General features: G+C 67.2%; 19 protein-coding genes. 7 read left to right on the forward strand and 12 right to left on the reverse strand.

Annotated elements, in window-relative coordinates:
• The first annotated feature begins 1 nt into the window (after nt 1).
• Both AC4HOU_RS12205 and AC4HOU_RS12210 read left to right on the forward strand, forming a co-directional pair.
• On the forward strand, nt 2-259 hold the full coding sequence (locus AC4HOU_RS12205; protein WP_163816819.1) for a type II toxin-antitoxin system Phd/YefM family antitoxin: 258 nt from the start codon (nt 2-4) through the stop codon (nt 257-259).
• Nucleotides 256-630: a type II toxin-antitoxin system VapC family toxin gene (locus AC4HOU_RS12210; RefSeq protein ID WP_194990681.1), complete on the forward strand. Its 375-nt coding sequence runs from the start codon at nt 256-258 to the stop codon at nt 628-630. Before AC4HOU_RS12205 ends, AC4HOU_RS12210 begins: the two co-directional genes overlap by 4 nt.
• A 1-nt stretch (nt 631) precedes the next feature.
• Here the strand turns inward: AC4HOU_RS12210 and AC4HOU_RS12215 are convergent, their stop codons facing one another.
• The 6 genes from AC4HOU_RS12215 to AC4HOU_RS12240 all read right to left on the reverse strand — a co-directional run bounded on the left by AC4HOU_RS12215 (nt 632) and on the right by AC4HOU_RS12240 (nt 6,019).
• Entirely contained in the window at nt 632-1,342 is a 711-nt protein-coding gene (locus AC4HOU_RS12215) for a type 1 glutamine amidotransferase (protein WP_490724513.1), read from the reverse strand.
• Between the two features lie 11 nt (nt 1,343-1,353).
• A complete protein-coding gene (locus AC4HOU_RS12220) occupies nt 1,354-2,586 on the reverse strand; it encodes a MurT ligase domain-containing protein (RefSeq protein WP_163816826.1) in 1,233 nt (410 codons plus the stop codon).
• A gap of 37 nt (nt 2,587-2,623) precedes the next feature.
• Entirely contained in the window at nt 2,624-3,268 is a 645-nt protein-coding gene (locus AC4HOU_RS12225) for a pyridoxamine 5'-phosphate oxidase family protein (RefSeq protein ID WP_163816827.1), read from the reverse strand.
• A gap of 75 nt (nt 3,269-3,343) precedes the next feature.
• Nucleotides 3,344-4,987: a hydroxysqualene dehydroxylase gene (locus AC4HOU_RS12230; RefSeq protein WP_490724661.1), complete on the reverse strand. Its 1,644-nt coding sequence runs from the start codon at nt 4,985-4,987 to the stop codon at nt 3,344-3,346.
• Between the two features lie 338 nt (nt 4,988-5,325).
• Nucleotides 5,326-5,670: a WXG100 family type VII secretion target gene (locus AC4HOU_RS12235; RefSeq protein WP_194990684.1), complete on the reverse strand. Its 345-nt coding sequence runs from the start codon at nt 5,668-5,670 to the stop codon at nt 5,326-5,328.
• Between the two features lie 97 nt (nt 5,671-5,767).
• Entirely contained in the window at nt 5,768-6,019 is a 252-nt protein-coding gene (locus tag AC4HOU_RS12240) for a hypothetical protein (protein ID WP_280498886.1), read from the reverse strand.
• Here AC4HOU_RS12240 and AC4HOU_RS12245 point away from each other — a divergent pair.
• Together AC4HOU_RS12245 and AC4HOU_RS12250 are read left to right on the forward strand one after the other, a co-directional pair.
• A complete protein-coding gene (locus AC4HOU_RS12245) occupies nt 5,987-7,453 on the forward strand; it encodes an alpha/beta hydrolase (RefSeq protein ID WP_490724514.1) in 1,467 nt (488 codons plus the stop codon). The two genes, AC4HOU_RS12240 and AC4HOU_RS12245, sit on opposite strands and share 33 nt — an antisense overlap.
• 1 nt (nt 7,454) lies before the next feature.
• Nucleotides 7,455-8,030: an LppA family lipoprotein gene (locus AC4HOU_RS12250; protein ID WP_490724515.1), complete on the forward strand. Its 576-nt coding sequence runs from the start codon at nt 7,455-7,457 to the stop codon at nt 8,028-8,030.
• Nucleotides 8,031-8,186: 156 nt separating this feature from the next.
• On the opposite strand, the gene AC4HOU_RS12255 is transcribed toward AC4HOU_RS12250, so the two are convergent.
• Both AC4HOU_RS12255 and leuA read right to left on the reverse strand, forming a co-directional pair.
• Nucleotides 8,187-10,364, reverse strand: coding sequence for a nucleotide-binding protein (locus AC4HOU_RS12255; protein ID WP_324197378.1), 2,178 nt, complete (start codon nt 10,362-10,364; stop codon nt 8,187-8,189).
• Between the two features lie 166 nt (nt 10,365-10,530).
• A complete protein-coding gene (leuA, locus tag AC4HOU_RS12260) occupies nt 10,531-12,324 on the reverse strand; it encodes a 2-isopropylmalate synthase (protein ID WP_195020470.1) in 1,794 nt (597 codons plus the stop codon).
• A 241-nt stretch (nt 12,325-12,565) separates the two neighbouring features.
• On the opposite strand from leuA, the gene AC4HOU_RS12265 reads away from it, so the two are divergent.
• The 3 genes from AC4HOU_RS12265 (at nt 12,566) to AC4HOU_RS12275 (ending at nt 16,023) form a co-directional block, all read left to right on the forward strand.
• The gene (locus tag AC4HOU_RS12265; RefSeq protein WP_163816837.1) at nt 12,566-13,327 is read left to right on the forward strand and encodes a sulfite exporter TauE/SafE family protein; all 762 of its coding nucleotides are present in this window, start codon (nt 12,566-12,568) and stop codon (nt 13,325-13,327) included.
• A 151-nt stretch (nt 13,328-13,478) separates the two neighbouring features.
• On the forward strand, nt 13,479-15,098 hold the full coding sequence (locus AC4HOU_RS12270; protein ID WP_195020471.1) for a GMC oxidoreductase: 1,620 nt from the start codon (nt 13,479-13,481) through the stop codon (nt 15,096-15,098).
• An 88-nt stretch (nt 15,099-15,186) separates the two neighbouring features.
• Nucleotides 15,187-16,023 (forward strand): ion transporter, encoded by an 837-nt coding sequence (locus AC4HOU_RS12275; RefSeq protein ID WP_163816841.1) that lies wholly within the window; start codon nt 15,187-15,189, stop codon nt 16,021-16,023.
• Nucleotides 16,024-16,044: 21 nt separating this feature from the next.
• Here the strand turns inward: AC4HOU_RS12275 and AC4HOU_RS12280 are convergent, their stop codons facing one another.
• The 4 genes from AC4HOU_RS12280 to AC4HOU_RS12295 form a co-directional block, all read right to left on the reverse strand.
• A complete protein-coding gene (locus AC4HOU_RS12280) occupies nt 16,045-17,253 on the reverse strand; it encodes a low temperature requirement protein A (RefSeq protein ID WP_163816843.1) in 1,209 nt (402 codons plus the stop codon).
• A 58-nt stretch (nt 17,254-17,311) separates the two neighbouring features.
• Nucleotides 17,312-17,770: an SRPBCC family protein gene (locus AC4HOU_RS12285; RefSeq protein WP_163816845.1), complete on the reverse strand. Its 459-nt coding sequence runs from the start codon at nt 17,768-17,770 to the stop codon at nt 17,312-17,314.
• Between the two features lie 147 nt (nt 17,771-17,917).
• Complete coding sequence (locus AC4HOU_RS12290; protein ID WP_175586006.1) at nt 17,918-18,109, reverse strand: DUF1918 domain-containing protein; 192 nt, start codon at nt 18,107-18,109, stop codon at nt 17,918-17,920.
• Nucleotides 18,110-18,139: 30 nt separating this feature from the next.
• Entirely contained in the window at nt 18,140-18,721 is a 582-nt protein-coding gene (locus tag AC4HOU_RS12295; protein WP_195020472.1) for a TetR/AcrR family transcriptional regulator, read from the reverse strand.
• Nucleotides 18,722-18,724 lie beyond the last annotated feature (3 nt).

The raw sequence follows: 18,724 nt of genomic DNA on the forward strand, positions 1-18,724 counted from the left end.
CATGTCGAGCAGCTCAGCCGAGCAGTTCAATATTCACGAAGCGAAGACGAATCTGTCGCGCATCATCGAACGCGTCGAGCGCGGGGAAGAGATCGTCATCAGCCGGGCCGGGCATCCGGTGGCGAAGGTGGTCCCGCTGAAACGTCGAGTCGATCGGCGGGGTCATGGCTCGCTGCGGGGCAAACTGAGGCTTTCGGCGGAGTGGGACTCCGATGAAACGAATGCCGAGATCGCCCGCGACTTCGGCATGACGACATGAGCCTGCTGCTGGATACCCACGTGGCGTTGTGGTGGCTGGAGGGGAACCCGGTCCTGTCCGACGAGCTCGTCGATGCGCTCAACCACGAGCCCGATGTCTACCTCAGTGCGGCGACTGTGTGGGAGGTCGCGATAAAGCAAGCGCTCGGAAAGCTCGACGGGCCACCCGATCTGCCCGAGCAGCTTCGGCACAGCGGGTTCGACCACCTACCGATCGATCATCGGCATGGCATCGTCGCCGGCCGATTGCCGTTGATCCACCGGGACCCGTTCGATCGGATACTCGTGGCGCAGGCGCAATGCGAGGGGCTCCGTCTGGTTACCCGTGATCCGTGGTGCCACAAATACGACGTCGATATCCTGCCCGCCTGATTCAGGCGCGCAGGCGTTCGCGGCGCAGCTGTTCCACCTCGGGCAGGTCCAGCGGCTCGAGGGCATCCACGCCGAGGGCTCGGCTGAGGATGAGGTCGGCGAGTTCCGGATTGCGGGCGAGGGCAGGGCCGTGCATGTAGGTGCCGATGACCGAGCCCTGGACGACGCCCTCCAGGCCGTCGCCGACGCCGTTGCCGACGCCGCGGGTCACCCGGGCGAGGCCGGTGGCGCCGGGGCCGAGCGCGGTTCCGCCGCGGTGGTTCTCGAAGCCGGTGAGCGGCGCGGTCAGGCCGGGGATGAGCGGGGTGGTGGTCACCTCGCCGATGGCACGCTTGTCCTGGGGTGAGGTGGTGGCGTCGAGCAGGGCGACGCCCTCGACGCGCTCACCGGATGACGTCTCGTACCACTGGCCGAGCACCTGGATGGCCGCGCAGATCGCCAGCACCGGTGCGCCTTTCGCGGCCGCCTGCTGCAAACCGGGGTAGCGCTGGAGGTGGCGGGTGGCCAGGCGTTGCGCCGAATCCTCGGCGCCGCCGAGGGTGTAGATGTCCAGCGATTCGGGCACCGGCTCGGACAGCGTGATCTCCACGATCTCGGCGTCGTAGCCGCGCATCCGCAACCGCTGACGCAGCACCAGCGCATTGCCACCGTCGCCGTAGGTGCCCATCACATCGGGCAGGATCAGTCCGATCCGCACGGTCGATTCACTCATCGGATTGCCTTTCAGCGAGCGTCGAGATCGCGGTTCAGATCACGGAACGCGGTGTAGTTGGCCAGCACCTCGACCCGTCCGGCGGGGCAGGAAGCGATGGCGCGCAACGGATCCGCGATCGTGGTGTGCTCGACACCGGCATAGGTGAGCCGGACCGCGAGATCGGTGGCGCGCTCACCGGCGGCCACCACCTGCACGCCCTCGAAATGCTCGAATCGCACATCCCACAGCCAGGACAGATCCTCGCCGTCGGGCACCTGACCGTTCACCGCGATCACCAACCCGGCCGCGTCGTGATCGATCATCGACAGCGCTTCCTGCCAGCCGGCCGGATTCTTCGCCAGCAGCAGCCGCGCCGAATGCTCCCCGACCTGCACGGTCCGGTAACGGCCCGCGATCTCGCGCACCGTGCCCGCCGCGGCGGTCGCCTGGGCGGGGTCGGCGCCGAGCGCGACCGCGGCGGCCACGGCCTGCGCGGCGTTACCGCGATTGGCACGCCCGGGCAGCGCGAGCCGCAGCTCGGCGGTGAATTCGTCCGGGCCGCGCAGCTTTTCGCCGTCCAGCCACCAATCCGGTTGCGGGCGCTGGAAATCGGCGCCGGTGCTGCGCCAGTGCTCGCCCTCCCAGATGATCGGTTCGCCGCTGCGTGGGCAGCTGGTGGCGTCCATCGCCCAGCCGCTGCCCGCGGCCACCCACACCACGTTCGGGTGGTCGTAGGCGATGGAGGTGATGAGCACGTCGTCGCAGTTGGCGATCACGACCGTGTCGGGGTGCCGCGCCAGCCCTGCGCGCAGCTTGCGCTCGATCATATTGATCTCGCCGACCCGGTCGAGCTGGTCCCGGCTGAGGTTCAGCAGCACCACCGCGGCCGGATTCAGCGAATCGGTGACGTGCGGCAGGTGCAGCTCGTCGACCTCGATGGCGGCCAGCCCGGCGGTCCGGTTGACGCTGAGCGCGGCGACGATGCCCGCATCCATATTGGCGCCGTCGGCCTGGGTGGCGACGTCACCGAGGGTGCTCAACGCCGCCGTCGTCATCCTGGTGGTGGTCGACTTGCCGTTGGTGCCGGTGACCAGCACCGTTCGCCGTCCACGGCCCAGTTGATCCATGATCGTCGGATCGATTTTCAGGGCGATCAGCCCGCCGATCATCGACCCCTTGCCGCGACCGGCCTTCTGCGAGGCCCACGACGCCGCAGCCGCCGCCCGCAGCGCGATCCGCCCGCGCACCGATATGTCTGCCACGCCGCGAGTCTATGTTCGCGCCGCGCGGGGGGCCGGGTCAGGTGGGGGAGTCGTTGTAGAGCTTGCGCTCGTAGTTGGCCGCCGAATAGTAGGCCTCCAGGTCGTCGACGCTTTCGGTGACGTTGGTCTGCACCTCTTTGACCAGCCGCGCCGGGCTGGGCAGCGTGTCGACGGGCCAGTTGTCCGGCTCCCACAGGTGGCTGCGCATGAAGGCCTTCGCGCAGTGGAAGAAGATCTGCTCGATGTCGACCTCGACGGCCAGGATCGGACGGTGCCCACGCACCACCATGTCCTCGAAGTACGGTGCGTCGCGAACCAGCCGCGCCCGCCCGTTGATGCGCAGCGTCTCGCGGCGGCCCGGGATCAGGAAGATCAGTCCGACGTGCGGATTGGACAGGATATTGAGGTAGCCGTCGGCGCGCCGGTTGCCTGGACGTTCCGGGATGGCGATGGTGGTGTCGTCGAGCACCTTGACGAACCCGGCCGGATCGCCCTTCGGTGAGGCGTCGCAATTGCCGTCGGCGTCGCTGGTGCACATCACCAGAAACGGGGTGAGCGCGATCCATTCCCGGTCGCGCGGATGCAGGGCGACGCGCTCCTTGCTGACCGCGCGCGGCATGACCGCGCCGAGCAGCTCCCTGAGTTCGGCGGGATCGGTGATCTCAGGGGCGTTGTCGCTCATAGCAATGATTCAAACATCGGCGGTGGTGTGCGGCGAACCTGTTTTGTCCGGGTAGCGGAGTCGGAAATCTCACCCTCAGATGTCGATGTCGAACAGGTTCGGCTCGCCGCGGGCGTAGCGATCGGCGTCCACCTGCCGCAACGGCTCCAGTTCCGGCGAGCGGTACAGCGTGAAGGTGCGGCAACGCGGCGCCGCCGAACCGGTCACGTCGAGCAGCGCGTTGACGGCGCTGCGGGCCGATTCGCTGGCGCCTTCCATCGTGGCCAAGTCGATGTTGGTGCGTACATAGTCGCCGGCGAGGAAGAGGTTTTCCAACGCGCCGTGTGACTGCGGGCGCGAATTCCAGGACCCGGCGGTATTGATGAGCAGCGGGTCGGCATTGGCGTTGCGGCGCTGTTCGGCCTGCCAGGTGATGCCGGGATCGAGGAACCAGGAGTGCAGGTCGGCGTCGCGCAGCACCTCGCCGCGGTCATTGAGGTGGGTGGTGATCTGCGCCCACGTCTCGCGGGCGATCTCCTCATGGGTGCATTCCTTGGCCGGTTTCCCGTAGAGGATGCCGGGGGTGTTCCAGTTGGAGATGTCCACGGACAGACAGTCGGCCACGGTGCCGTCACCGAATTCCGGAAGCTTGCGGGTCCAGAGCTGGTTCTGGCTGATCGAGGTGATCGCCCACGGTGAATCGATATAGGCCGCGTGCCCGCTGACGATGTCGGGTGCGGTGCGCAGATAGAACTGGATGCCGTTCATCCAGTCGGTGTGCAGGCTGTCCATGGCGGCCAGTTCCGGGCGGACGGCGCGGATATCCGGCGACCAGAGGGCACGGGCGCGTTCGGCCGGCAACGCGACCACATAGTGGTCGGCCTCGACGGTGCGCGCGGCTCCGGCGCCGTCGACGATGCGCGCGCCGCTGATCCGCCGGTCCCGCACGTCGAGCCCGCGCACCTCGGCGCCGAGTTCGAAGCGCACGCCCAGCTCGCGCAGCCGCGCCACCCACGGATCGATCCACACGTGGTTGGTCGGTCCGTTCAGCACGCGATCCAGATCGCCGTCGTTGCCGATCTCGAGCGGGTTGCCGAGGAACTGCTCGCCCATATTGCCGATGGTGCGTGCGCTGGCCATATCCTCTTTTGCTGCGACCAGCAGGCTGGTGAGAGTCCGTGACAGCAACGCCCGGAATTCGTGAGATCGCTTGTGCCCGTGGACGAAATCGCGCCACGACATATGTTCCCACTGGCCGAACCGGCGGGCGTCGCAACTGCTGAAGAAGACCAGCAGGCGGTTGGCGAAGAAGGCGCCCTCGGCCGGGGGCATCTTCAGCGTGGTCGCGATGGCGGCACCCATGGTTTCCCGGAACGCCTGCGGGGTCGCGGTGGCCAGATGCGCGGCGCCGAGCGGGAGCCGGAAGTCGTCGCCGTCGCGTCGCGCGAAACGGGCCTGCGGTGCGGCGACGAGGTTGTTCCACACACCATCGGGGTTGGCGCCGAACGGAATTCGACGCATGGTGTCGGGAATGTGGTGGTAAAAGCCGGGGAAGAAGCGGAAACCGTGCTCGCCGGGCAGGTCGGGGCGGCCATCGGTCCCCGTCCCCGGTACCCCGATGCTGCGCGCCTTGCCGCCCAGCGCCCTGCGCTCGTAGACGGTGACCTCGAAGCCGCGTTCGGCCAGCTCGTGCGCCGCCGTCAGCCCCGCGACCCCGCCGCCGAAGACCGCGACCCGCATACCGGGACCGGCCGCCGCGGATCTCGCCCCGAGCACCCCCGCCGACGCCACACCGACCCCCGCCGCGACCGCTCCGCGAAGCACCGCCCTCCGCGATACGGTCCACTGTTGTTTCGCCATGCGCCGCTCTGCTGCCTAGCCTCGGGACCTCACTGATTTCCGACCACTTTAAGCGCACGCCGCCAGGGCGGATGGGCGGGTTGCCGAAAGTGGCGGTGGGCTGGGTGAACGGTGCCGTGACGTGGCGCGGGCCGCATCATCTCCGGGGTGATCCGCAAGCTCGGCAGGCAGTGGCTCGAATGCAGGGCGAGCGGCTCGCGTCCAGCTCCGAGTGTCGGCTACCGCTGGGGGTCGGGTTGAAGATTCAGGCTCGTCGGCACCTGCGGTGACTGTCCGACCAGCACGTCCGCTGTCACCTGGTCTTGGGCGGCGAGAGTGTCGGCGGCCGTTTTCAGTGACTCCGCCATTTCGCCGAGGTTCCGCTCCAGCAGGGTGCGGCGGTCGTCGAGGTAGCTGGTGAACCGGGCGAAGGCGGCCACGGCGTCCCCCTTCCACGCCCCGTGGCTATCCGCGATCGCCTGATCGGTTTCACGCAATGCCGTGCCGGAGTCGGTGAACAACACGTCGAGCCGGCCGGCGGCGGCACGCAAAACCTCGGGATCGACAGAAACCTGATCAGCCATATTTCCCCCTTGGCCTACTGAAATCGCCTGTCCCCGATACGATACCCGCGGACGCAGACGGCACAAGTAACCGTTGGGGGGCGCCGGACCGATGTTGTTACCCGATATCCGCTGGTGGAACGAGCTCGCGCTGGAGATGCTGGAAACGTCTCTCTCCCAGCGCATCACCACGATCGAAGACGCCGACAAACAGCTCGCCGATATCGGCAGACTGCCCGGCTGGGAAGGCGACGCCGCCGACGCGGCCCGTCGACGCTTCGCCGACACCTCTGATCAACTCACCGACGAAGCGGCCGCGCTCGGCGCCGTTCGAGCGTTGACCACCCAGACCCGCGAGGCCGTCAAACACCTGAAGCAGACCCTCGCCACGATCGACCAGCGCGCCACCGAAGCCGGGCTGGAGGTCTGGGACCACGGCCACGTCACCATCGCCGACAAACCGGGAGCCCCCGACCCGGCCTCGGTGGAAGCGCTCCGGCTCGAACTGATCGACGCCGCCCGCGCCGTCATGCGCCAGGCCGATGACATCGCCGCCGACGCCGCCGCTGTGCTCAACAAGGCCGCCAACGGCGAAATCACCGACAACGGCGCCACCGACGTCGTCGCCGCCTCCACCACCGGCGCCACCCAAGGCGGACTCACCGCCCTCGCTCCACCGGAGAACGGGACTGCGCGCGAGAACAACGCCTACTGGGACGCCCTCGATGATCGCCAACGCCGCGAAATCATCGAACAGCACCCGGAATGGATCGGAAACCGCGATGGCATCCCGTCCATGGCGCGCCATGAGGCCAATGTCAACCGGATCGATGATGAGCGGGCACGGTTGACGCAGGAGCGTGACCGGCTGAAGGAGGAACTGAAAGACGATCCAGGACCGCCCAAGAACCCGAACGCGCCGATACCGAACGCGGATAAGAAGGCTGAGCTGGCGCGAGTCGAAGCGAAGCTGACCGATCTCGATTCGCTGGAACGGACGCTGGCCGACCATCCACTGGACCCGTACAACCCGGACGCGGGCGCGCGGCTGCTACTACTGGATATGCAGTCCGGTGACAAGGGGATGGCCGCAATAGCGGTCGGGGATCCCGACAACGCGGACCATGTCTCAGTGACCGTGCCCGGTGTGTCCACGACCGTACCGTCGTTGAGCGGAATGGCGAGTGAAGCGGAGGCCGTCCAGCGAGAAGCCGACAAGCAGCTGTCCATGGAGGGGCGAGCCGGGGAGCGAGTAGCGACGATCGCCTGGCTCGGATATGAACCGCCGGCGGAGATCGGGCCCGATGCCGCGAGTACCGGCCGCGCCGTGGACGGAGCACCAAAGCTGGCCGCCTTCTTCGAAGGCTTGGATGCCGCTTCGAACAAGTCGGACCCACATATCACTGCTTTGGGGCATTCATACGGCAGTTACACAACAGCTCTCGCGCTCCAGCAGCTCGGTGCCGACAACCCTGTCGACGATGCTGTGTTCTACGGCTCGCCGGGAATCAACGCCGACGACGAAGCAGATCTCAACCTCGGTCCCGGCCATGGATTTGTGATGCGTGCACCCGACGATCCGATTACCTGGGCAGATGGCTTCGGCGTGTTCGGCCCCGACCCGGTGACAACCCACCTCGAACAGATCTCGGTCCGTGAAGCCACAACGAGTGATGGTGTCCATCGGGAAGACTCGAACGGCCACAGCGAATACCCACGCCCCAGCGCGAATGGTGAACTTCGGACTGCGGGCTACAACATGGCGGTCATTGTCGCCGGTTTGCCGCATCTGGTGGTGCGCTGACATGGCCACCCGTCGCTACCTACCGACCCTGGTTTCGATTTTCGTGTTGATCGGCGCGCTCAGCGGTTGCGGCAGCCGCCTGGACGATCCGAACCATCCGGCCACGCCCGATGACATCGCGCAGGCCGAAGCGATGATGCGACAGCTGCCGTCGGTTCAGGAGACCGAACAACAGCTGTCCGCACTTATGTGGAGAATTGCCGAGGCCACCAGATCCGTTGCACCGGCACTCGACTGGCAGCCGAAGACCGACCGCGCACAGGGAACCCTCGGATGCCCCTCGCCGTACAGCGAGACGGACGGGGTATCGATGACGGCCGACAGCATCTATTCGCCGGTTCCGATCGCTGATGCGGAATGGCCCGAAGTCCTTCGAATCACCCGTGATCTCGCTGCACAACACGGCATCACTGCACTCACTGTGCGCGCCGACGAACCAGGACACCACGACATCACGCTGCACTCGCCCGACGATGGCAACGAGATCAGCGTCGGCTCACGGAAAGCTGCGCTCATCACCGGATTGACCGGCTGCCGTTTGCGAGCCCAAGACATCGAGAACCCGACCTCGAAATGAGTGAAGGCGCGCTCCCGCGCTCATCGCGCTGAGAGCGCGCACTACAAGCCATTCCACCTGCTGCCGCTGTGTGGAGACGGTCGCCTGTTACGCCGGCCACGTGTGCGATGAGCCCCGCGCTCTGAGAGGATCACGGCCCCACCGCACCCGCTCGGCTCACCGCCCGTAAGGCTGCTGCCCCGCCGCATACCCGAAGTCGTCGGCCACCATGGCCGCCAACTCCAACAGCGCACGCCGGGTCGGCTTGCTCACCAATTCCAAGTCGATTTCCGCGCCTTCGGCGAGGTGGTCGTCGAACGGCACCACCTGCACCGCGCGGGTGCGGTCGAGGAATAGCTTGCGTAGCTGGTCGATATCGACCGAGGAGGCGCCGCGGCGAGAGGCGTTGACCACCACGACGGTTCGTTCCACCAGCTTGCTGTAGCCGTGGTGGTCGAGCCAGTCGAGGGTGGCCGAGGCGCTGCGGGCGCCGTCGATGGCGGGGGAGGTGACCAGGACCAGCGAGCTGGCCATATCGAGCACGCCTGCCATGGCCGAGTGCATCAGGCCGGTACCGCAGTCGGTCAGGATGATGTTGTAGAACGACTGCAGGATGCCGATGGCCTTGCGGTAATCGGCCTCGCTGAACGCTTCCGAGACGGCCGGATCCTGTTCACTGGCCAGCACTTCCAGCCGGCTCGGTGCCTGCGAGGTGTGCGCGCGGACATCGGAGTACCGGGTGATGTGCTGGTCTTCGAGCAGGTTGCGGACCGTGGAGCGGGTCTGCCGCGGCACCCGATGCGCGAGGGTGCCGAGGTCGGGATTGGCGTCGATGGCGATCACCCGGTCACCGCGCAGCGAGGCGAAGGTGGAGCCGATGCCAACGGTGGTGGTGGTCTTGCCGACACCGCCCTTCAGCGAAAGGATCGCGATCCGGTAGTCGCCGCGCACCGGCTGGTTGACGCGCTCGACCAGGTCGGCGTGCACCACGTCGGCAGCGGATTCACCGGGGTTGATGATGCCGCGGGAGGCCTTGTGCACGGCCCGGCGCCACCCGCTGCGCGGCGCCTTGCGGGCCCGCTTCAGCAGGTTCAGGTCGTTGACCGAATGGCCGGGCTGCCCGGGCTGCGGCATGTGCTGCGGCACGAACGGCTGCTGCTGCGGCTGCCCGGGCTGCTGGGTCTGCGGCGGGCCGCCCTGCCAGTCCGGTGTCTGGTACTGGCCGGTGGCGGGGCCGCTCATGCCGGTCGGCGCGGACTGCTGCATGGGCGGCTGGTAGGTCTGCTGCGGCGCGACCGGCGGCGGGGCCCAGCTGTTGATGGCGCCGCCGTGCGGATCGCCGCCCTCGGGCATCGGATGGTGGTTGCTCTGTTCGGGTGCGGGCGGCGGAGCCTGGAACTGCTCCTCACCCTGCGGCGCGAAACCGCCGGGGGCGAACTGGCTCTGGCCCGCGTCGAACTGCTGGCCGGGCGGCTGCGAGAACTGGCCGGGGCCGCCCTGGTGCTCGAATTGCCCAGGGGCGGGCTGCTGCTCGAACTGCCCGCTGTTGTGCGGCGCGAATTGGCCCTGCGCCTGCGGCTCGAACCCGCCCTGGCTCGGTTGCTGATCGAACTGGCCGGGCGCGGCGGGCTCGAACTGGCCCTGGTTCGGCTGCTCGGGGAACGATCCGGGACCTGCCTGCGAGAACTGGCCCTGCCCTGAAGGATCGAACGGACCCGAGGGCGCGAACTGACCCGGCGGCGCGAAGGAACCCTGTTCCGGGAACTGACCCGGGGGCGCGAAGGAACCCTGTTCCGGGAATTGCCCGGGAGGTGCGAAAGTGCCCTGCTCGGGGAATTGCCCGGGAGGTGCGAAGGAGCCCTGCTCCGGGAATTGTCCAGGGGGCGCGAAGGAACCCTGCTCCGGGAATTGCCCGGGAGCCGGTTCGGGGAACTGGCCCGGCTGGGCGAACTGGCCGCTGGTATGCGGTGCGGGCTGCCCCTGTTCGGAGAATTGGCTCGGCTGCGCGAACTGACCGCTGCTGTGCGAAGGGGGCTGTCCTGGCTGCGCGAACTCGCCACTGCTGTGCGGCTCGAACTGCCCTGGCGCCGAAGCGCCGGGGGCGGCGAACTGGTCGGCGCCGAACGAGGATTCGTCGACCGAATACACCGACGTCGCGTCTGCGGCTCCGGCGCCGTTGCCCGATTCGGACTCCGGTGCCTCGCCCGCGGGGCTCGATTCGGCAGCCGCGGACTGCTCGGCTTCACCGGAGTCGGGCTGCGGCTGCTGCGTCGTGTCGGATTCGGTGGCGATTCCGGCGTCCGCCGGATGACTCTGCAGCCAGGGCGGAGAAGTCGGGTTGTCGTTGTCTGTCACAGTTCCCCCATCTGCTCGGGATGTCGAGCAGAGAGCTCGGTGGCGCAGTTGCGGGTCAACGCTAGCAGGTGAGTTCGGCCCCGTGCATGCCGTGGCTTACCAGGTCCGAGACGGCACCGGCGCGGTCCGGACCGGCACAGAGCCGTCCGGACCGCGCCGATTGCGCTCAGTTCGCCCGGTTGACCGCGGAAACCACCGCGCGCAGCGAGGCGGTGGTGATGGAGGTGGCGATGCCGACACCCCAGACCGTCTTGTCACCGATCGCGCATTCGACGTAGGCCGCCGCCTGCGCATCGTCACCGGCGGACATGGCGTGCTCGGAGTAGTCGAGCACCTGCACATCGAACCCGACCGTCGCGATCGCGTCGACGAACGCCGCGAGCGGGCCGTTGCCGGTACCGGTGATCTCCTGCTCGACACCGTCGACCTTCACCGTGGCGGTGATGGTGTCGGTGCCGCCGTCGGTCTCCGAGGCGGTGACCTTCTGCTTGATCCGCTCCAGCGGGCGCACCGGGTTCAGGTACTCGGTGGCGAAGACGTCCCACATCTCCTTGGGCGTCACCTCGCCGCCCTCACCGTCGGTGATCTGCTGGATCGCCTGAGAGAACTCGATCTGCAGCCGTCGCGGCAGCGCCAGCCCGTGATCGGTCTTCATGATGTAGGCGACCCCGCCCTTGCCGGACTGCGAATTGACCCGGATGACGGCCTCGTAGGTGCGGCCCACGTCCTTGGGGTCGATCGGCAGGTACGGCACCTCCCAGGTGATGTCGTCGACGTCGGCGCCCGCCGAATCGGCGGTCACCTTCATCGCGTCCAGACCCTTGTTGATGGCGTCCTGGTGGGAGCCGGAGAACGCGGTGTAGACCAGGTCGCCGCCGTAGGGGTGGCGCTCGTGCACGGGCAACTGGTTGCAGTATTCGACCGTGCGACGGATCTCGTCGATATCGGAGAAGTTGATCTGCGGGTCGATGCCACGGGAGAACAGGTTCATACCAAGGGTGACCAGGCAGACGTTGCCGGTGCGCTCACCGTTGCCGAACAGGCAGCCCTCGATGCGGTCGGCGCCGGCCTGATAGCCCAGTTCGGCGGCCGCCACGGCGGTGCCGCGGTCATTGTGCGGGTGCAGCGACAGCACGATCGCATCGCGGCGGGCCAGGTTGCGGTGCATCCACTCGATGGAATCGGCGTAGACGTTCGGCGTGGCCATCTCGACGGTCGCGGGCAGGTTGATGATCAGCGGCTTCTCGAGGGTCGGCGCGATGATCTCGGAGACCGCGTCGCAGACCTCCTTGGCGTATTCCAGTTCGGTGCCGGTGTAGGACTCCGGGCTGTATTCGTAGCGCCAGTTGGTGTCGGGGTGCTTCCGCTCGGTCTCCAGGCACAGCTTCGCCGCGTCGGTGGCGATCTTCTTGACGGCCTCGCGGTCGGCGCGGAACACCACCCGGCGCTGCAGGATGGAGGTGGAGTTGTAGAAGTGCACGATGACGTTCGGCGCGCCCGAGCAGGCCTCGAAGGTGCGTTCGATCAGTTCCGGGCGGCACTGGGTCAGCACCTGGATGGTGACGTCGTCCGGGATGGCGCCGTCGGTGATGATCTCGCGGACGAAGTCGAAATCGGTCTGGCTGGCCGACGGGAAGCCGACCTCGATCTCCTTGTAGCCCATCCGCACCAGCAGGTCGAACATGCGGCGCTTGCGGGCCGGGCTCATCGGGTCGATCAGGGCCTGGTTGCCGTCGCGCAGGTCCACCGCACACCAGGCGGGCGCGCGATCGATGACCTTGTCCGGCCAGGTGCGGTCGGGCAGTGTGATCGGCTCGACCTCCTCGGCGAAGGGCCGGTACCGGAAGGTCGGCATGGAGGAGTTCTTCTGCTTGTTCCAGGCCGGCTGATCGGCGGGCGCGGGCTTGGTGGGCGCGGTGATGGTGCGCGTGCCGGATACGAAGGCGTCAGCGGGTGACATGCGATTCTCCGTGGGTGTGGGTGGTGTCCCGAAAAGGCGGGTCGACCGGCGCGGCAGAACCCCGCGACGGGAGGCCGGTCCGATCAGACCCCGTCGCGGCGGCCGAGAAGAAGAGCCCGCTGCATGATGCCGGCCAGTTTACCGTGCCCGGATTCGGCGACGGAAGGGCGGTACCGATAGCGTCGGTGACCGGATGCGCTTGTACGGGCCTGCCCGGCCCGACGGGACGTGAGGAACATGGATGACTTGGCTCGAACAGCTGGCCGTCTTCGGGGCCGGTGTGGCCGCGGGCGGAATCAACACCATCGTCGGCTCCGGCACCCTCATCACCTTTCCGGTGCTGCTGGCGATCGGCTACCCGCCGGTGACGGCGAATGTATCGAACACCGTCGGGCTGGTGCCCGGCTCGATCAGCGGGGTGATCGGGTACCGGCGTGAACTGTCCGGTCAGCGCGCCCGGCTGCTGCGGCTTGGTGTCGCCTCGCTGTTGGGGGCGATCACCGGCGCGGTGGCCCTGCTGACCATGCCGGAACAGGCGTTCAAGGCCATCGTCCCGGTGCTGATCATCGCGGCCCTGGTGCTGGTGGTGGTGCAGCCGCGGCTTGCGGCCTGGGTGAAGAGCCGCCGCGACGCCGACAACACCCCCGAGCACGGCGGTCCGGTGCTGTTCGGCTCGATCTACGCCACCGGCATCTACGGCGGCTATTTCGGCGCGGCCCAGGGCGTGCTGCTGATCGGCCTGCTCGGTGTGTTCGTGCACGACGATCTGCAACGGCTGAACGCGGTGAAGAACACGCTCGCGCTGCTGGTGAACGCGGTGTCGGCGGCCATCTTCATCGTGGTGGCCGATATCGCATGGGAAGCCGTCGCGCTGATCGCGGCCGGTTCCATCATCGGCGGGCAGCTCGGCGCCCGCGTCGGACGCAGGCTCTCACCCACGGTTCTGCGCGCGGTGATCGTCGTCGTCGGCACCGTCGCGGTGGTCCGGCTGCTCACTTCATGACCGATCGGTAATGGCAGAGCCTGTTCTGCAGATCTCTCTATAAGGAAGATCGTTCCATCACGGGTGCGGCCGGGTGAACAGCGGCTGTTCAACATTGGCGATTGCCGGTAATCTTCCCCCGGCCGCGCGCGTGAATTTGGAGGTGGCAGAAGTGGATAGGCGTGCCTTCCTCGAGGCGGTGGGTGCGGCGACAATGCTGGGGGTCCTCGGATCGACGGCCGGTGCGGTCACGGCGAATGCCGATCCGATCTGGGATGCACTGTTCCGTGAATGGGTGCCGGAGATCTTCGCGCCGCTGCCCGATCCGGCCGACCATTCGCCCGCGATCGTCGTCGGCTCCGGTTTCGGCGCTTCGGCTACGGCGCTGCGATTGGCGCAGGCCGGCGTTGCCACCACGGTGCTCGAGCGCGGCTCGCGCTGGCCCAATGATCCGTGGCGGGAGATCTTCACCGGCGACGACCTGCCCGACGGCCGCGGCTTCTGGCACCGCACCTCCTTCACCGGGGTGACCAAGGTGCCGATGCAGTTCGCTAGTTTCGGCGGGGTCCTCGATGTCACCGAATACCCGGGAATCGATGTGTGGCGCGCGGCCGCGGTGGGCGGCGGCTCGATCGTGTTCAGCGGTGTCATGATCGCGCCCGAACGCAGCCTGTTCGACCATGTCTTCGGCGGCGTCGTCGATTACGGCGAACTCGAGCGCGTCTATTACCCACGCGTGCGGCAGATGCTGCGGCTGGACGCCATGCCCGCCGACATCTACCACTCGGCGCCGTTCACGCATTCGCGTGCCTGGGACGATCAGGTCCGCAAGGCCGGATATCAGCCGGTGCCCAACGATTCGATTTTCAGCTGGAACATCCTGCGCGACGAACTGGCCGGGCGCAGCAGGCCATCGGCGACGGTGGCGCGCAGCAATCTCGGCAATTCCAACGGTGCGAAATTCGATCTCAACCAGAACTATCTGCGCTACGCCGAGCAGACCGGCCGCTGCGGGGTGTTCCCCGGTCACCGGGTCGACGCCATCGCGCAGGAGAGCGGCGGACGCTATTCGGTCACCGTGACGAAACTGGCCCCGACCGGTGACGTGTTGCGCACCCGCACCCTGACCTGCGATCAGTTGTTCCTCGGCGCCGGTTCCATCGGCAGCACCGAACTGCTGGTCCGCGCCCAGGCCACCGGCGCGCTGCCCAACCTCAACGAGCACATCGGCGACGGCTGGGGCACCAATGGCGATGTGGTGCTGGCGCGTGGCGCCAGCTCGGTGGCCGGCTTCGGCCAGGGTGTGCCGAGCGCCAGCCGGATCTACGACGATTCCGCGGTACCACTCACCCTGGAGAACTGGTACATCCCCGGCATCCCGTTCGAAACCGGAGCCCTGGCCTCCCTGGGCATGGTGCTCGATCCGACCCGCACCCGGATGGGATATGACAGAGGCACGGATTCGGTCGGGCTGAGCTGGTCGACCCGCAACCGCGACGAGACGGTGGCCGCCGCCCGCGCCGTCGACCGCGGGATCGCCGAGCGGGCGGGCGCGCTGGTCGAATACAGCGCTCTCGGCTATGACGCGAATGCGCTGTTCACCGCGCACCCACTGGGCGGTGCTGTGCTCGGCCGGGCCACCGACGGGTACGGCCGGGTACACGGTCATCCCGGGCTCTACGTCATGGACGGCGCGGCGATCCCCGGCAGCACCGCGACGGTCAACCCGTCGCTGACCATTACCGCGCTGGCCGAACGCAATATCGAGGCCATCATCCGCGCCGGACGGTGACGCGCCGCGACGAAGCGCGAAATCAGCGTGGCCGCCGCGGCGCGGTATTACCGTCGGCTGGGTTGTTCGGCAGCGAAGGGATCCTCACGTGGCAGTAACGTCGCCCACCGGCTATGAACTGGACGAGGTGCCCGAACCCGGCGAATACCCGCGCAAACCGCCCACCCTGTGGACCGATTTCCTGATGCTCGGGCTGGCCATCGCCTCGGTGGTGCTGGTCGGCTGGATCACCTTCTTCGAGGTCTCCGAGCAGACCTACCGGACCATCGTGATCGCCGACTACACCATCTGCGCGATCTTTGCCGTCGAGTTCCTCTGGCGGTGGCATCGCGCGGGCTGGCCGTGGACGTTCCCGTTCGTCTACTGGTACGAAGTGCTCGGCATGATCCCGGTGACCAGCCCGTGGCTGCGTGGATTCCGGTTGCTGCGGATCGTGGTGATCCTGGTGCGGCTGGCCAGGGTGGCCGACCGGGTCTTCGGCGACCGGGTGACCGCCGCGGTGGTCAACCGCTCGGTCGGCACGATTGTCGAGACGATCAAGAAGCCGGTCACCATGGCCGTGCTGGACGAGGTCGCCCACGCCCTGCGCGCGGGCCACTACACCCAGAACATCGCCGCGGCGCTGGAGGAGAACCGCAAGGAACTCGACGAGATGATCGTCGAGTTGATCAAGAACGATCCGCAGGCCGGCCGGGTCCGCTACCTGCCGTTCCACGACGACATCATCCGGCTGGTCGCCGATACCGTCTTCCGGATCCTGTTCCAGTTCCTCGACGATCCGCGCACCGACGAACTCGTCTCGGATCTTTTGCGGGAGAACATCGACCAGATCCGCGACGCGCTGAGCAACGGGGTGAAGGTGCCACCGTCCGCCTATGGCCCCACTCCGCTGGAACGCACCGTGCGCCATCACTTTCCGCGCTGAGCGCCGCCCCTTCGGGCGGGCTCATGCGGTGGCGTGGCGGATCCGGTCGCGCGCTCCGGCGTGCCGAATGGTTTCCCAGCCGATCAACGCCCCGAGCGCGACGAACAGCATCGTCAAGGTGACCAGTGCGGGCAGCATGGCGGCCACCGGGATCAGGGCGACCAACACGATCGCCGTGACGATCCGGGCCACGGACAGATTGCCGGTGGCGTAATGCTTGAACCCGACCAGACCCACCAGGTACAGGGCGACGCCGCCGAAGAGCGCGCCGAGCGGGATCCCGTACAGGGCGTCGCTGAGGCTGTGGTCCGATTCGTCGCCGACGTAGTACAGGACCTTCTTCAACCCCAGCGACAGCCCGATGACGCCGGCGATCATCGGGAAATGCCAGTACATGTAGCACATTTGGGCGATCTTGATCTGGCGTGCGCCGGTGGCCTCGGTCAGGGCGTGCTCCACGGTCAGCGCGGCGACGTCGAAGTAGGCCCACCACAGCAGGCCCGAGATGGCCAGGCCGAGCATCGATGCGAGCGTGATCGGCCAGGAGATGGGCAGGCCTGCGACGCCGATGCCGATGGAGACGATCGATTCGCCGAGTGCCACGATGATGATCAGGCCGTACCGCTCGGCGTAATGACTGGCGGAGGCGAGCCGCCATTCGGTGCCAGCGAACCGGGTCCACACCCAGTCACCCGCGATCGCGGCGATCCACAGCGCGATCTGCAGTCTGCCGTCGACGAGGGCCGCGACGACGAGGAGCGTGGTGCCGAGGGTGATGGAGCCGAGTGCCCAGCGCAGGATCTGCGCTCGCAGCTTCGGATCGCCTTCGCCGGCCAGCCACATCAGGGCCAGATGCACCAGCCGCACCACCAGGTAGGCGATGGCGAACACCAGCGGCCCGAACCATCCGCCGTCGAGGTCGTCGAAGGCTTCGGGAATGGTGAGTGCGGCGATGAACGCGCCGCCCATGGCCACGAACATGCCCACCCGGGCGATACCCTCGTCGGCGCGGACGAGATTGCCGAGCCAGGAGTAGGAGATCCACAGCCACCACATCAGGGCCAGGCACAACAGCGCACGCAGCAGGTTCTTCGCGGTGGTCTCTTCGGAGGCGAGGTCGGTGACCATCGTGAACGCGAAGACCAGGACCAGGTCGAAGAAGAGTTCGAGCTGGGTCACCGAGGAGCCCTCGGCCATCGGCTGCAGCCGGGCTCGTTTGGATCCGATCATGGATGACATCGTGGCAGGTCGGAGCCTGTGATGCCCGCCCGACGGGCGGGCTCAGTCATCAAGCGGTTTGAAACGTCTCCGTTTCGGGAAATCGTTCGGCGAATTCGATGAACGTCTCCACCATCGCCTCGTTCGCGCGGCGCACGGAGCGCTTGAGCAGGAAGCCGGGAACGGGAATGGGCAGGTACAACTCGTTGTGGTACCAGACGTGGGTGCCCTCGTCGGACTCGCTCAGCTCGAAGAAGCCCCCGCCCTTCACGCCACGCGTGCTGTCGACGACCTCCCAGGCCGAGCGGTTGCCCTCCCAGTCGTATTCCAGGACCTGGAGGTCGGAGCTGCCGAGCATTTCCGCTTTGACGAAAACCCGGCGCGGCCTGCCTTCTTCGTCGCGGGTGGCGACGCGGGCATCGGTATAGGCCGACGACCAATCCGGGAGCATTTCCACCGCTGCCAATGCGTCCATGACCTGTGCGGGGTCAGTGTCGACGACGAATCGGATATCGGTCTTCGTACGCATGTCTTACCTCCGCACCCCCGCATTACCAACGCGCCGATTGTGCCCAGCGGCACAGTGATCGTCAACACTGAGCCTACGGTTCCGTAGGTAGCTATACGGTTGGTCGACGGTTGCTGCGGGCGTGCGAAGTGACCGAAATGTGATGTTTCAGTTCGACCCCGACGGCTCCACTGTCGCATCGGGGCCCGGGTAGATCAGCGACTCGTGTCCGTCCTCGAAACGCACGATATACGGGGGCGACCCGTTCGGTCCGCGCACCTCGACGATCTCGCCGAGATGATCATGGTCGCCCACGATGTGACCGTGCACATGGAGCCGATCTCCGACGTTCGCCATCATGGCTCCCATTATCGGGGAGCGTGGTGCACATCACAACCCGCCCTGTTCTGCTATGGCCCGAGCGACCGCCGTTTCGATCAGATGCCTGCTCTGTTCTTCGGTGAAGATGCCCGGCAGCGTGAGCCGGTCGACGATCAGCCAATTCAGCGCCAGATACAGCAGCAGCACCGTGTCCTCGTCGCCCGGCATGCCGGAGTCGATGTGGTTGCGAACGTTGAATTCGATATCGGCGCGGACTCGTTCGGTGAGTACTTCGCGCAGTTCGGGCCGTCGGGTCGCCTCCAAGCGCAGTTCCAGTAGGGCGAGGTAACCGGTGCGGAAGGTTTCCAGCCGGTCCACCACGTCGGTCATCAGCTCGATGATCGTCTCTTTCGTCTTCGGTCCGCCGAGCTTGGCCATCATCGCCGCGCTCGGCTCGAGGCGTTCGTAGAAGCGGCTGCCGGTCTGGGTCATCAGGTCGTCGCGGTTGGCGAAATAGTTCGAGGCCGTGCCCGCGGGCACGCCGGCTTCCTTGTCCACCGCGCGAAATGTCAGTCCACGCGCGCCCTCGCGGGCCAGGACCTCGATGGTCGCGTCGAGCAACGCGGCCCTGCGCTCCGGATTCGTTCTCACCTT

The organism is Nocardia sp. JCM 38205 (genome assembly GCF_058222935.1).

Excerpts from the sequence above, each read along its gene's own strand:
- AC4HOU_RS12205 (WP_163816819.1), top strand. The coding sequence starts at position 2 with ATGTCGAGCAGCTCAGCCGAGCAGTTCAATATTCACGAAGCGAAGACG.
- AC4HOU_RS12210 (WP_194990681.1), top strand. The coding sequence starts at position 256 with ATGAGCCTGCTGCTGGATACCCACGTGGCGTTGTGGTGGCTGGAGGGG.
- AC4HOU_RS12215 (WP_490724513.1), bottom strand. The coding sequence starts at position 1,342 with ATGAGTGAATCGACCGTGCGGATCGGACTGATCCTGCCCGATGTGATG.
- AC4HOU_RS12225 (WP_163816827.1), bottom strand. The coding sequence starts at position 3,268 with ATGAGCGACAACGCCCCTGAGATCACCGATCCCGCCGAACTCAGGGAG.
- AC4HOU_RS12230 (WP_490724661.1), bottom strand. The coding sequence starts at position 4,987 with ATGCGGGTCGCGGTCTTCGGCGGCGGGGTCGCGGGGCTGACGGCGGCG.
- AC4HOU_RS12235 (WP_194990684.1), bottom strand. The coding sequence starts at position 5,670 with ATGGCTGATCAGGTTTCTGTCGATCCCGAGGTTTTGCGTGCCGCCGCC.
- AC4HOU_RS12250 (WP_490724515.1), top strand. The coding sequence starts at position 7,455 with ATGGCCACCCGTCGCTACCTACCGACCCTGGTTTCGATTTTCGTGTTG.
- leuA (WP_195020470.1), bottom strand. The coding sequence starts at position 12,324 with ATGTCACCCGCTGACGCCTTCGTATCCGGCACGCGCACCATCACCGCG.
- AC4HOU_RS12265 (WP_163816837.1), top strand. The coding sequence starts at position 12,566 with ATGACTTGGCTCGAACAGCTGGCCGTCTTCGGGGCCGGTGTGGCCGCG.
- AC4HOU_RS12280 (WP_163816843.1), bottom strand. The coding sequence starts at position 17,253 with ATGATCGGATCCAAACGAGCCCGGCTGCAGCCGATGGCCGAGGGCTCC.
- AC4HOU_RS12285 (WP_163816845.1), bottom strand. The coding sequence starts at position 17,770 with ATGCGTACGAAGACCGATATCCGATTCGTCGTCGACACTGACCCCGCA.
- AC4HOU_RS12290 (WP_175586006.1), bottom strand. The coding sequence starts at position 18,109 with ATGATGGCGAACGTCGGAGATCGGCTCCATGTGCACGGTCACATCGTG.